Source organism: Amycolatopsis sp. NPDC101161 (genome assembly GCF_044768185.1).
Lineage (GTDB): Bacteria > Actinomycetota > Actinomycetes > Mycobacteriales > Pseudonocardiaceae > Amycolatopsis.
Genome location: NZ_JBIWPI010000003.1, coordinates 579,186 through 591,245, shown reverse-complemented (window position 1 = coordinate 591,245; position 12,060 = coordinate 579,186). Strand labels below are relative to the sequence as shown.

The following is a 12,060-nucleotide window of genomic DNA, read 5'->3' as shown; positions in this document are numbered from 1 at the left end:
TCGCCGCACACCGGGCCTGGCACGCGGAAAAGCCTGCCCGCCGGGCAAACCAACGCGAAATCGGTTCGGATCGGACACTCCCGGTAGGACGATCCGTCCCGGATTGGGACAAGATCATGACACTGATGCGCTTCGATCCCTTCCGTGATTGGGAGCGGGTGAGCGAACAGGTGCTGAGCGGGCGCACGGCCCCACGCGCCATGCCGATGGAGGCGTTCCGCCGCGGCGACGAATTCCAGGTCGCGCTCGACCTGCCGGGCGTCGACCCGGACGAGGTCGACGTGTCCGTCGAACGCAATGTCGTCACCGTGCGGGCGACCCGCCGGCCGGCCCGCGGCGAGGACGCCGAGCTGATCATCGACGAGCGGCCGCAGGGCGAGTTCAGCCGCCAGTTGTTCCTCGGGGACAACCTGGACACCTCCAAGCTGTCGGCCGACTTCGAGCGCGGCGTTCTCACGCTGCGGATCCCCGTGGCCGAGTCGAGCAAACCCCGCCGCGTCGAAATCGGGAGCCACGACGAGCGGCGCCAGCTCACCGACGATCGCGCGGGCGCCCCCGCGCAGGCTCGAGCCGAAGAACACGCGAACGCCTAGGAGGCGAACCACCATGACCGCACAGCCGGGCGCGACCGCGCCTGCACCCCGTCACGCCGCCGAACGTGTCCCCATCGCCTCGTACGACGACTACAGCGAGGCGGAGCGGGTCGTCGACTACCTTTCCGACCAGGGGTTCCCGGTGCAGCGGACGGCCATCATCGGCCGCGACGTGCAGCTCGTCGAGCAGGTCATCGGCCGGCTCGGCCTCGGCGGCGCCGCCCTGCGCGGCGCCGGCTCCGGAGCGCTGACCGGGCTCCTGATCGGCTGGCTGTTCGGCCTGTTCAACTGGTTCACCCCGGTCCTGGCCACGCTGACGCTCGCGCTCTACGGGCTGGTCTTCGGCGCGATCGTCGGGGCGGTCTTCGGGCTGGTCACGCACGCGATGCAACGCGGCCGCCGTGACTTCGCGTCGGTCCGCGCGATGACGCCCACCCGCTACGAGGTCGTCGCCGACGCCGAAGTGGCCGATGAGGCCCGGGCATTGCTGGCGAAGCTGCCCGCCGAGTCAGGAGGTGCGTGATGGCCAGGGCGGTCGGAATCGACCTCGGCACCACCAACTCGGTGATCGCCGTCTGGGAAGGCGGTGAGCCGAGGGTCATCCCCAACACGGAGGGTGCCCGGACGACCCCCTCGGTCGTCGGGTTCACCGAAAGCGGTGAACGGCTGGTCGGGCAGCTCGCCCGCCGCCAGGCGATCCTCAACCCGAAGGGCACCATCTACTCGGCGAAGCGGTTCATCGGCCGCAAGTTCGACGAGGTGTCCGACGAGGCCAAGGCGGTCGGGTTCGACGTCGTCGAGGGAGAGGGCGGCGTCGTCCGCTTCGACATCCGCGGCAAGCTCTACTCGCCGGAGGAGATCAGCGCGCAGGTGCTGCGCAAGCTGGCCGACGACGCGGGCAAGAACCTCGGTGAGCGGGTGACCGAGGCCGTGATCACCGTGCCCGCGTACTTCAACGACGCGCAGCGGCAGGCCACCAAGGACGCCGGGAAGATCGCCGGGCTGACCGTCCTGCGGATCATCAACGAGCCGACCGCGGCCGCGCTGGCCTACGGGCTGGACTCCCAGCAGCACGAGACCGTGCTGGTGTTCGACCTCGGCGGTGGCACGTTCGACGTGAGCCTTCTCGACGTCGGCGACGGCGTGGTCGAGGTCCGGTCGACCGCCGGGGACAGCCACCTCGGCGGCGACGACTTCGACCGCCGGATCGTGGACTTCCTCGCCGACCGGTTCCGGTCCGACAACGGCATCGACCTGCGGCAGGACGCGCAGGCACTGCAGCGGCTGTTCGAAGCGGCGGAGAAGGCCAAGGTCGAGCTGTCCTCGGTCAGCCAGACGAGCGTCAACCTGCCGTTCATCACGGCCGACGCGAGCGGGCCGAAGCACCTGACCACCACCATCCGGCGCTCGGAGTTCGAGCAGATCACCGCGGACCTCGTGGAGCGCTGCCTCGGCCCGGTGCAACAGGCGATGTCCGACGCCAAGGTGAGCGCGAACGACATCGACGAGGTCATCCTCGTCGGCGGCTCGACCCGGATCCCCGCCGTGCAGAGCCTGGTTCGCCGGCTCACGGGCGGCAAGGACCCGAACATGAGCGTCAACCCGGACGAGGTCGTCGCGCTCGGCGCCGCCGTGCAGGCCGGCGTGCTCAAGGGCGAGGTCAAGGACGTCCTGCTGCTCGACGTCACCCCGCTGTCCCTCGGCGTCGAAACCCGTGGTGGCGTGATGACGAAGATCATCGAGCGGAACACCACGATCCCGGCGCGGCGCACGGAGGTGTTCTCCACCGCGGAGGACAACCAGCCCGCCGTCGACGTCGTGGTGCTGCAGGGCGAACGCGAGCGCGCGGCCGACAACCGGGTGCTCGGGCGGTTCCAGCTCACCGACATCCGGCCGGCCCCGCGCGGCGAGGCGCAGATCGAGGTGACGTTCGACGTCGACGCGAACGGCATCGTCAACGTCACCGCGCGCGACAAGGACACCGGTGCCGAGCAGAGCATCACGATCACCGAAAGCTCGAACCTCGACCAGTCCGAGGTCGAACGGATGGTCGCCGAGGCCGAGCGCAACCGCACCGAGGACGAGCGCCTGCGCGAGGAGGTCGAGGCGCGCAACCTGCTGGACACGGCCGCCTACCAGGTCGAGAAGGCGATCACGGACCGGACGCCGGCGCACGAGAAGGCACGCGCGGAGATGCTGGTCACCGACGCACGCGAAGCCGTCCAGTCGAACGCGCCGCTGGACCGGGTGCGCGAGCTGACGTCGGAGCTGCAGCAGGTTCTGGCGGGGCTCACCGCGGCCCGGCCGGGCGGGGACGGCGGTCCGCCGCCGGAGCGAGCGCCCGCCGAAGACGACGACGTGATCGACGCCGACTTCGACCGGGCGTGAGGAAACCATGGCCACCACAGGGAAATCCGCGGAGCCGGGGACACCCTCCGCGGACGCCGCCGGGACGGGCGCCGAGTCCGGCCCCCAGGACGCGCCCGTTCCGGCGGTGGGGCAGGACCGGATCGCCGAGCTCGAGGCGAAGGTCGCCGAGCTGGAGGACCGCTGGCGCCGGGCGGCGGCCGACGCCGACAACCAGCGCAAGCGGTACGCGGCGGAGCTGCCCGCCGCGCGCAAAGCCGAACGCGCCCGGGTCGCCGCCGCCTTCCTGCCGATCCTCGACAACCTCGAGCTGGCGCTCGCGCACGCCCAGGCCGACCCCGCCGCCATCGTGCAGGGCGTGCTGGCGATCCGCGACCAGGCCGTGCAGCTGCTGGCCGGCCTCGGGTACCAGCGTGACGACGAAAGCGACGTCCCGTTCGACCCGGCCCGGCACGAGGTGGTCGCCGTCGACGACGACCCGCGCGCCGAGCCGAACACGGTGACCCGCGTGATGCGGCCCGGGTACGGGACCGGCGACGGGCAGCTGCGGCCGACCGCGGTCTCCGTGGCGAAACCGCGGGGGTGAGCGCTCGTGGCACGGGACTTCTACGCCACGCTCGGGGTCGGCCGTGACGCCGGCGCCGAGGAACTCCAGCGGGCGTACCGGAAACTCGCTCGCGAGAACCACCCGGACGTCAACAAGGACCCGAAGGCCGAAGAGCGGTTCAAGGAGGTCAGCGAGGCCTACCAGGTCCTGTCCGACCCGGAGCAGCGGCGCAAGTACGACCGGTTCGGCGACGACTTCCGGCAGGTGCCCGACGACTGGGAGCAGCGCGTCGGCGCCGGCTCCGGTGCCGGGCAGCGCGGTGGCCGGGTCCGCTACAGCACCTCCGGCGGCGGGTTCGAAGGGTTCGAGGGGTTCGAAGGCGTCGACATCGAGGATCTCCTCGGCGGTCTCTTCGGCGGCCGGGGGCGCGGTGGCCCGGTCCCGGGCGCGGACCAGGAGGCCGAGCTGGAGCTGTCCGTCGAGGAGGCCTACCGCGGCGGGCGGCGGCACCTGAACTTCGGCGGTGCCCGCGAGTACGACGTGACGATCCCGCCGGGCGTGCTCGACGGCCAGCGCATCCGGCTGGCCGGCCAGGGCGGCCGGGGCTCGGGCAACGCCGCCCCAGGGGACCTGTACCTGGTCGTCCGCGTCCGGCCGGACCGCCGGTACCGGCTCGAGGGGCGCGACATCCACGTCGAGCTCCCGGTGACGCCGTCGGAGGCCGCGCTCGGGGCCACGGTCCCGATCACCACCCCCGGTGGCGAGGTGAAGGCCCGGGTCGTCCCCGGATCGTCCAGCGGACGGCGGCTGCGGCTGCGCGGCGAGGGCATGCCGAACCCGAAGGGCAAGCCCGGCGACCTCTACGCCGAGGTCAAGATCATGGTGCCGAAGCGCCCGAACAAGCGGGAACGCGAGCTGTTCGAAGAGCTCGCCGCGGTGTCCGACTTCGATCCCAGGAGGACCTGATGGCGCGGTACGTGCTCGTCCGCCCGGCGCGGCTCGACCTCGAGACCGTGGCCGCGCGCACCGGGCTGCACCCCGAGCTGCTCCGCCGGTTCGCGGCGCTCGGCCTGGTGGAGACGACCCCGGACGCGAACGGGCGCCCGTGCTTCCCCTTGTCGACGATGGCCAGGGTGGCCCGGATCCAGCGGCTGCACGCCGTCCTGCCCCTCAACTACGCGGCGATCGGGCTGGTGCTCGACCTGCTCGACCGCATCGACGTCCTCGAAGGACAAGTCAGGAGCAATCGGCGATGGACATGAGCAAGCTGACCCAGAAGTCGCAGGAAGCACTGCAAGAGGCGCAGAGCGTGGCGCAGCGCCACGGCCACACCGAGACCGACGGCGAGCACCTGCTGCTCGCGCTGCTCGACCAGCCCGACGGCCTGGCGCCCCGGCTGCTCACGCAGGCGGGCGCGGACGTCGACAGTCTCCGCGAAGCCGTCGAAGCGGAGGTCGCGCGGCGGCCGAAGGTGACCGGCCCGGGCGCCACGCCCGGGCAGGTCTACCTCACCCGGCGCCTGGCCGGCCTGCTCGACGCCGCCGAACGGGAAGCCAAGCGGCTCAAGGACGAATACGTCTCCGTCGAACACCTCGTGCTGGCCCTCGCCGACGAGGGCGCGAAGTCCGCCGCGGGACGGCTGCTGACCCGGCACGGCGTGACGCGCGAGTCGTTCTTGACGGCACTGACCAAGATCCGCGGCAACCAGCGGGTCACCTCGGCCACCCCGGAGGGCGCGTACGAGGCGCTGGAGAAGTACGGCCGGGACCTGGTCGCCGACGCGCGCTCGGGCAAGCTCGACCCGGTCATCGGCCGGGACGCCGAAATCCGCCGGGTGATCCAGATCCTGTCGCGGAAGACGAAGAACAACCCCGTGCTGATCGGCGACCCGGGCGTCGGCAAGACGGCGATCGTCGAGGGCCTCGCCCAGCGGATCGTGCGCGGCGACGTGCCGGAAGGCCTGCGGGACAAGACGATCTTCTCGCTCGACATGGGGGCGCTCGTCGCCGGGGCGAAGTACCGCGGCGAATTCGAGGAGCGGCTCAAGGCCGTGCTGGCCGAGGTCAAAGCCGAAGAAGGACGCATCCTGCTCTTCATCGACGAGCTCCACACGGTCGTCGGGGCCGGCGCCACCGAAGGCGCGATGGACGCCGGGAACATGCTCAAGCCGATGCTGGCGCGCGGCGAGCTCCACCTGATCGGGGCGACGACGCTCGACGAGTACCGCAAGCACATCGAGAAGGACGCCGCGCTGGAGCGCCGGTTCCAGCCCGTCGTCGTCGACGAGCCCTCCGTCGAGGACACCATCTCCATCCTGCGCGGACTGCGGGAACGGCTCGAGGTGTTCCACGGGGTCAAGATCCAGGACGGCGCGCTCGTCGCCGCCGCGACCCTGTCCCACCGCTACATCACCGACCGGTTCCTGCCGGACAAGGCGATCGACCTCGTCGACGAGGCGTGCGCGCGGCTGCGCACGGAAATCGACTCCATGCCCGCCGAGCTCGACGAGCTCACCCGGCGCGTCACCCGCCTGGAGATCGAGCAGGCCGCGCTGTCCAAGGAAACCGACAAGGCCAGCAAGGCACGGCTGGCGGACCTCGACCGGGAAGTCGCGGATCTTCGTGCCGAAGCGGACTCGAAGAAGGCGCAGTGGGAAGCCGAGCGGCAGGCGATCCGGCGGGTCCAGGAGCTGCGGTCCGAACTCGAACGGCTCCGCCACGAAGCCGAAGAGGCGGAACGCAACTACGACCTCAACCGCGCGGCCGAGCTGCGCTACGGCGAGATCACCGAAGCCGAGCGCCGGCTGGCCGCGGAAGAAGAGCAGCTCGCGGGCAAGCAAGGCCGGAACCGGCTGCTGCGCGAAGTCGTCACCGAGGACGAGATCGCCGAGATCGTCGCCTCGTGGACCGGCATCCCGGTCTCCCGGCTGCAGGAAGGCGAGCGCGAAAAACTGCTGCGCCTGGACGAAATCCTGCACGAGCGGGTGATCGGCCAGGACGAAGCCGTCCGGCTGGTCGCCGACGCGGTCATCCGGGCCCGGTCGGGGATTCGCGACCCGCGCAAGCCGATCGGGTCGTTCATCTTCCTCGGCCCGACCGGGGTCGGGAAGACCGAGCTGGCCAAGACGCTGGCGGCGGCCCTGTTCGACAGCGAGGACAACATGGTCCGGCTCGACATGAGCGAGTACCAGGAGCGGCACACCGTCTCGCGGCTGCTGGGCGCTCCCCCGGGTTACGTCGGTTACGACGAGGGCGGCCAGCTCACCGAAGCCGTGCGGCGCAAGCCTTACTCGGTCGTGCTGTTCGACGAGATCGAGAAGGCCCACCCGGACGTGTTCAACACGCTGCTGCAGGTGCTCGACGACGGCCGGATCACCGACTCGCAGGGCCGTACCGTCGACTTCCGCAACACGGTGATCATCATGACCTCCAACATCGGCTCGCAGCACCTGCTCGACGGCGTCACCACCACCGGTGAGATCAAGCCGGAAGCCCGGGACGCCGTACTGGCCGAACTGCGCCACCACTTCCGGCCCGAGTTCCTCAACCGCGTCGACGACACCGTGCTGTTCACCCCGCTCGGGCCGGCCGAGATCGAGCGGATCGTCGACCTGCAGTTCGACGAGCTGCGCCACCGGCTGGCCGAACAGGGCATCACGGTCGAGCTCACCCCCGCGGCGCGGCAGTTCATCGCCCGGCGCGGGTTCGACCCCGTGTACGGCGCCCGGCCGTTGCGCCGCTACATCTCCCACGAGGTCGAGACGCGGATCGGGCGCGCGCTGCTGCGCGGCGAGCTGACCGAGGGGCTGGTGATCGTGGTCGACGCGGTCGACGGTGACCTGACCGTCGACTTCCGCGCCGCCGGACAGGAGGCAGCATGAGGACCGTAGTCGTCGCCTGCGAGCACTGCGGGAAGAGCAACCGGATTCCCGTCGCCGCCGACGGAACACCGAAGTGCGGGAACTGCCACCAGCCGCTGCCGTGGGTGGTCGACGCGGGCGACGCCGACTTCGCGCCGATCGCCGAGCAGGCCGGCCTCCCGGTGCTCGTCGACCTCTGGGCCACCTGGTGCGGCCCCTGCCGGTCGGTGAGCCCGGCGCTGGACCGGCTCGCCCGCGCGCGGGCCGGGAAGGTGAAGCTCGTCAAGGTCGACGTCGACAAGGCACCGGCGACGGCACGCCGGTTCGACGTCATGGCCGTGCCGACCCTCCTGGTGCTCCGCGGCGGCGAGGTCGTCCGGCGGCAGGCCGGCGCGGCGCCGGAAAACGTTCTGCGCGAGTGGCTCGACCAAGCACTGAACTCGCCGGAGGAGGCGAAGACATGACCACCGTCACCGACCCGCACCTGGCTCTCGTCCGAGAGGTGGTGCCCCGGACTCCCCAAGGCTGCCAGGAGTGCCTCGCCGCCGGGACCGCGTGGGTGCACCTGCGGCTGTGCCTGACCTGCGGGCACGTCGGCTGTTGCGACTCTTCGCCGATGAGGCACGCGCGCCGGCACGCCCACGCCATCGGCCACCCCATCGTGCGCTCGTTCGAGCCCGGCGAGAACTGGCGTTGGTGCTACGCGCACGAGGCGTTCGTATGACGGTCGCGGCGCAGGACCTCGTCGAGACGCCGGATCCGCACGGCGCGTTCCCCCGGCTGACCCACGAGCAGCTCGAGACGCTCTCCGCCGCGGGCGAGCGCCGGCCGGTGCGGCCGGGTGAAGTGCTCTACGCGCAAGGAGAACGCTCGTCGGACTGGTACGTCGTCCTGAGCGGCAAGGTCGCCATCCAGCACACCGAAGGGGACGAGACCAGAACCGTGCGCGTCCACGGTCCCGGGCGGTTCCTCGGCGAACTGGGCCTGCTCGAAGGGCAGCCGTCGTTCTTCACCGCCGTCGCCGCCGAACCCGGCGAGGTGCTCGTCGTCCCGATCGACGAGCTGAAGCGGCTGGTGACCGGCGACCCGGTCCTCGGCGACCTGATCCTGCGGGCCTACCTCGTCCGCCGCGCCCTCATCATCGGCTCCGGCGACGGGCTGCGGATCGTCGGCTCGTGCTACTCGCCGGACACCCGGCGGCTGCTGGAGTTCGTGGCCCGCAACCGCCTGCCCTACCGCCTGGACGACCTCGACCAGGACCGCGGGGCCGAGGCGCTGCTGCGCCGGCTCGGCGTCACGGTCGACCAGACCCCGGTGGTGGTGCTGCCCGGCGCCGGCGTGCTGCGCAACCCGAGCAACGCCGAACTGGCGCGCGCGGTCGGGCTGCGGCACCAGGAACCCCGGGCCGGCGTGCGCGACATGCTCGTGGTCGGTGCCGGGCCCGGCGGGCTCGCGGCCGTCGTCTACGCCGCCTCCGAAGGGCTCGCGACGTCGGCGTTCGACGCCGTCGCGGCCGGCGGGCAGGCGGGCACCACGTCGCGGATCGAGAACTACCTCGGCTTCCCGTCCGGGATCTCGGGGGCGGAGCTGGCCGAGCGGTCGGTGATCCAGGCGGCCAAGTTCGGCGTCCGGGTCGACGTCCCGGGCGAAGCACGCACGCTCGAACCGCGGGGCGGGCTGTACGCGGTCGGTTTCGACGACGGCACCGAAGTCGTCACGCGGACGGTGATCATCGCGACCGGCGCCCGGTACCGGCGGCTGCCCATCCCGAGGCTCGAGCACCTCGAAGGCACGTGCGTCTACTACGCGGCGACGCCGGAGGAGGCCCGGCAGTGCCGGGCGGACCCGGTCGCGGTGGTCGGCGGCGGCAACTCCGCGGGACAGGCCGCGGTGTTCCTGGCGGGGACCTCGCCCGTGGTGCACCTGCTGGTGCGCGGCGGCGATCTCGGCGCGAACATGTCGCGCTACCTGGTCGACCAGGTGGAGCGGCACCCGCGCGTCCAGGTCCACCTGCACACCGAGGTCCGCGAGATCGCCGAGGACGGCAAGGCGATGTCGGGCGTCGAGGTCGAGGACAACCGCACGCACGAACGGACCCGGCTCGCCGCCCGCGCGTTGTTCGTCTTCATCGGGGCCGCTCCCCACACGCGCTGGCTGTCCGGCCACATCGCGCTCGACGCGGACGGGTTCGTGCTCACCGGCTCCGACGCCGGCGCGTTCCAGGCGGCCGGGATCTCGCGGGCGCCGTTGCCGCTGGAGACGAGCAGCCCCGGTGTGTTCGCCGTCGGCGACGTCCGGCACGGCTCGGTGAAGCGGGTGGCCTCGGCGGTGGGCGAAGGCGCCATGGCCGTCCGACTGGTGCACGAGCACCTCGCGCAAGAACCCTGACAACGGGAGGACTCCCATGACCACCAGGCTTTCCCACCCGCCCATCGCGCTCGCGGAATTGGACGGGCTGATCAGCCGCGCGGCACCCCCGTCCGAGCTCACCATCAGCTCCACCCTGCACCCGGGGCGCTACACCGTCGTCGCGATCGCCGGCCGGACGGACGCGCCGGCGTTGCCGACCCTCGCGGGGTACCTCGCCGGGCTCGTCCACGCGGGCGCCCGCCACTTCGTCATCGACCTCTCCCGGGTCGAACGCCCCGGCGACGACCTCCTCGGCCTGCTGCGCCGCTTCGGCGACCGGCTGACCACCGGCGGCGGTGCGCTGGAACTGATCGGGCTGACCCCGCCGGTGCTGTACGAGCTGGACGACGAGGCGCTCGGCGAGGTTTTCGCGCAGTACCGCGCCGCCTTCGAGAGCGGCCTGCGGAGGTGGGCGGCGCTGCGCTGCCCCCAGGGCTTCGAGGGGGTCGCCGAACCCGGCTCCCCCGCCCGCTTCCGCGCGTTCGTCGACACCGGGGCCACCGGTCGCGGCGAGCGGTTCGGGAGGCGCCGATGACCACCGTCAGCCGCCACCACCGGCGGACCTGGGCCCGGATCTTCGTGGTCGGCCTGCTGCTGTGGGTGCTCTCGGTCATCGTGACGTACGCGACCGGCAACCCGAACCTGCTGCCCACGCTCGTGCTGCTCGGCAGCTTCCTGGTGCCGGTGACGTTCGTGGCGTGGGCGTTCGAGCGCCGCGACTCCGGCGAGATCACCGCCGAGCTGGTGTTCCGGACCTTCCTCGTCGGCGGGGTGCTGGGCGTTCTCGGCGCTTCGGTGCTGGAGGCCTACCTGCTGTACCCGTCGACGTGGCTGTACCTGTGGGTCGGGCTCATCGAGGAGGCGGTCAAGCTGATCGCCCTCGCCCTGCTGACGCGCGGCCTGGTCGTGAAGTCCATGCGGGACGGGATGATCCTCGGCGCCACGGTCGGGTTCGGCTTCTCCGCCTTCGAATCCGCGGGCTACGCGCTCACGTCGTTGTTCACCGCCCACGGCCTGTCGCTGACCGACCTGGTCACGACCGAGCTGCTGCGCGGGCTGCTCGCACCGGTCGGGCACGGGCTGTGGACCGCCATCCTGGGCGGGCTGCTGTTCGCGTGGAGCACGCGCGAGCACTTCGTGCTGAGCCTGCGCTTGGCGCTGGCCTTCCTCGGCGTCGCGCTGCTGCACGCGCTGTGGGATTCCATGTCGTCCATCGCCCTGGTGATCACCCTGGTGCTGACCGGCCAGGTGGCGGAGTACGACCCGCGCGGCCTCGTCGTACCGCCCGAGGACGTGACGACGGTGTACACGGTGCTGACCTGGACGGGCGAGGGCGTGATCGCCCTGATCGGCGTGCTGTGGCTGCTGGTCCTGGTCCGCCGGTCGCGGCGGGAGCGCCGCCGGGCACCCCACTGGACGTACCGGATCCCGGCCGCGCGCACGCCGGCGGTCGGAAGGTATTGACCGGCACTACGCGAAGGCCACGAGTTTCAGGAAAAGGAGCACAGGAATGCACCGTCTGCTCGGCTTGCCCACCCCACCGCAACGGGTGCACGCGACGTTACGGCCCGGATTCCCCGCGCCGGACGGCGAACGCGCCCGTGCTCATCCGCACGCTGACTCGGCAAGACGTTCCAGCCGGGGCAAACTGGCGCTGTCGATCACCCGCGACGCCGGCGTGGTCCTGGCGACCGCGTCCGGCGAGATCGACCTGGCCACGGCCCACACCTTCGCCCAGCACCTCGAATCGACCCTCACCGGCCCCCCGACCGCGGTCATCGCCGACCTCGACCAGGTCGCGTTTCTCTCGTCCTCCGGACTGGCGGCGCTCCAGATCTTCGCCCACGCGGCCGGCTCCGCGGGCGTCGCGTTCTACCTGGTGAGCGCCCAGCGCACGATGCTCCGGCACCTACAACTGACGGCCCTCAACCGCGAGATCACCATCAAGCACACCGTCGCCGAAGCCCGCGCCTGCCTGTCGGCCAAACCGGCGTCCTAGAGGCGCATCCAAGTGGCCAGCTGTCCCCAGGGAATGCTCAGCTTCTACGCCAACCCCCACCGCGGCGATCAACGGAATCGACGTCGGCCGAGAGCCACTCACAGAAACAACCCGGTTCTACCACTGACAGCGGCGTCCAGCAGTCATTTTCATCGAGCTGTCCTTCGCGTACGCGCTTACCGAGGTCGAATGCCCCCTGGCGACGCCCGGCCTGGTCGTGGACCCTCCGCGCTTCTCGCTTCCCGGTCGGGCGTCAAGTGATCCCCGGCCAGGGAGCTGGATCCCG

General features: G+C 71.5%; 13 protein-coding genes. All 13 read left to right on the top strand.

What is annotated here, in order from left to right; genetic code table 11:
* The first annotated feature begins 116 nt into the window (after positions 1-116).
* The 13 genes from ACIRSS_RS24545 to ACIRSS_RS24485 are packed head-to-tail and all read left to right on the top strand — an operon-like array spanning position 117 to position 11,774.
* A complete protein-coding gene (locus tag ACIRSS_RS24545; RefSeq protein WP_400898669.1) occupies positions 117-593 on the top strand; it encodes an Hsp20/alpha crystallin family protein in 477 nt (158 codons plus the stop codon).
* Positions 594-606: 13 nt separating this feature from the next.
* Positions 607-1,116 (top strand): general stress protein, encoded by a 510-nt coding sequence (locus ACIRSS_RS24540; RefSeq protein ID WP_400898667.1) that lies wholly within the window; start codon positions 607-609, stop codon positions 1,114-1,116.
* The gene (gene dnaK, locus ACIRSS_RS24535; RefSeq protein ID WP_400898665.1) at positions 1,116-2,981 is read left to right on the top strand and encodes a molecular chaperone DnaK; all 1,866 of its coding nucleotides are present in this window, start codon (positions 1,116-1,118) and stop codon (positions 2,979-2,981) included. The genes ACIRSS_RS24540 and dnaK overlap by 1 nt, the downstream gene beginning before the upstream one ends.
* Before the next feature lie 7 nt (positions 2,982-2,988).
* On the top strand, positions 2,989-3,546 hold the full coding sequence (locus tag ACIRSS_RS24530) for a nucleotide exchange factor GrpE (protein WP_400898663.1): 558 nt from the start codon (positions 2,989-2,991) through the stop codon (positions 3,544-3,546).
* Positions 3,547-3,552: 6 nt separating this feature from the next.
* Complete coding sequence (locus ACIRSS_RS24525; protein WP_400898661.1) at positions 3,553-4,473, top strand: DnaJ C-terminal domain-containing protein; 921 nt, start codon at positions 3,553-3,555, stop codon at positions 4,471-4,473.
* Complete coding sequence (locus ACIRSS_RS24520) at positions 4,473-4,769, top strand: chaperone modulator CbpM (RefSeq protein WP_400898659.1); 297 nt, start codon at positions 4,473-4,475, stop codon at positions 4,767-4,769. The genes ACIRSS_RS24525 and ACIRSS_RS24520 overlap by 1 nt, the downstream gene beginning before the upstream one ends.
* A complete protein-coding gene (gene clpB, locus ACIRSS_RS24515) occupies positions 4,760-7,387 on the top strand; it encodes an ATP-dependent chaperone ClpB (RefSeq protein WP_400898657.1) in 2,628 nt (875 codons plus the stop codon). Before ACIRSS_RS24520 ends, clpB begins: the two co-directional genes overlap by 10 nt.
* On the top strand, positions 7,384-7,830 hold the full coding sequence (gene trxA, locus ACIRSS_RS24510) for a thioredoxin (RefSeq protein ID WP_400898655.1): 447 nt from the start codon (positions 7,384-7,386) through the stop codon (positions 7,828-7,830). The genes clpB and trxA overlap by 4 nt, the downstream gene beginning before the upstream one ends.
* Positions 7,827-8,090: a UBP-type zinc finger domain-containing protein gene (locus ACIRSS_RS24505; protein ID WP_364583415.1), complete on the top strand. Its 264-nt coding sequence runs from the start codon at positions 7,827-7,829 to the stop codon at positions 8,088-8,090. The genes trxA and ACIRSS_RS24505 overlap by 4 nt, the downstream gene beginning before the upstream one ends.
* Complete coding sequence (locus tag ACIRSS_RS24500) at positions 8,087-9,754, top strand: FAD-dependent oxidoreductase (RefSeq protein ID WP_400898653.1); 1,668 nt, start codon at positions 8,087-8,089, stop codon at positions 9,752-9,754. The genes ACIRSS_RS24505 and ACIRSS_RS24500 overlap by 4 nt, the downstream gene beginning before the upstream one ends.
* 16 nt (positions 9,755-9,770) lie before the next feature.
* Positions 9,771-10,310: an STAS domain-containing protein gene (locus ACIRSS_RS24495; protein ID WP_400898651.1), complete on the top strand. Its 540-nt coding sequence runs from the start codon at positions 9,771-9,773 to the stop codon at positions 10,308-10,310.
* Positions 10,307-11,239: a PrsW family intramembrane metalloprotease gene (locus tag ACIRSS_RS24490; RefSeq protein WP_400898649.1), complete on the top strand. Its 933-nt coding sequence runs from the start codon at positions 10,307-10,309 to the stop codon at positions 11,237-11,239. Before ACIRSS_RS24495 ends, ACIRSS_RS24490 begins: the two co-directional genes overlap by 4 nt.
* A 46-nt stretch (positions 11,240-11,285) precedes the next feature.
* Positions 11,286-11,774 (top strand): STAS domain-containing protein, encoded by a 489-nt coding sequence (locus ACIRSS_RS24485; protein ID WP_400898647.1) that lies wholly within the window; start codon positions 11,286-11,288, stop codon positions 11,772-11,774.
* Positions 11,775-12,060: the final 286 nt, after the last annotated feature.

What these genes read in the sequence shown, in the direction of transcription:
- ACIRSS_RS24540 (WP_400898667.1), top strand. Translation starts at nt 607, where the DNA reads ATGACCGCACAGCCGGGCGCGACCGCGCCTGCACCCCGTCACGCCGCC.
- ACIRSS_RS24490 (WP_400898649.1), top strand. Translation starts at nt 10,307, where the DNA reads ATGACCACCGTCAGCCGCCACCACCGGCGGACCTGGGCCCGGATCTTC.
- trxA (WP_400898655.1), top strand. Translation starts at nt 7,384, where the DNA reads ATGAGGACCGTAGTCGTCGCCTGCGAGCACTGCGGGAAGAGCAACCGG.
- ACIRSS_RS24520 (WP_400898659.1), top strand. Translation starts at nt 4,473, where the DNA reads ATGGCGCGGTACGTGCTCGTCCGCCCGGCGCGGCTCGACCTCGAGACC.
- ACIRSS_RS24505 (WP_364583415.1), top strand. Translation starts at nt 7,827, where the DNA reads ATGACCACCGTCACCGACCCGCACCTGGCTCTCGTCCGAGAGGTGGTG.
- dnaK (WP_400898665.1), top strand. Translation starts at nt 1,116, where the DNA reads ATGGCCAGGGCGGTCGGAATCGACCTCGGCACCACCAACTCGGTGATC.
- ACIRSS_RS24495 (WP_400898651.1), top strand. Translation starts at nt 9,771, where the DNA reads ATGACCACCAGGCTTTCCCACCCGCCCATCGCGCTCGCGGAATTGGAC.
- ACIRSS_RS24545 (WP_400898669.1), top strand. Translation starts at nt 117, where the DNA reads ATGACACTGATGCGCTTCGATCCCTTCCGTGATTGGGAGCGGGTGAGC.
- clpB (WP_400898657.1), top strand. Translation starts at nt 4,760, where the DNA reads ATGGACATGAGCAAGCTGACCCAGAAGTCGCAGGAAGCACTGCAAGAG.
- ACIRSS_RS24485 (WP_400898647.1), top strand. Translation starts at nt 11,286, where the DNA reads ATGCACCGTCTGCTCGGCTTGCCCACCCCACCGCAACGGGTGCACGCG.
- ACIRSS_RS24530 (WP_400898663.1), top strand. Translation starts at nt 2,989, where the DNA reads ATGGCCACCACAGGGAAATCCGCGGAGCCGGGGACACCCTCCGCGGAC.
- ACIRSS_RS24500 (WP_400898653.1), top strand. Translation starts at nt 8,087, where the DNA reads ATGACGGTCGCGGCGCAGGACCTCGTCGAGACGCCGGATCCGCACGGC.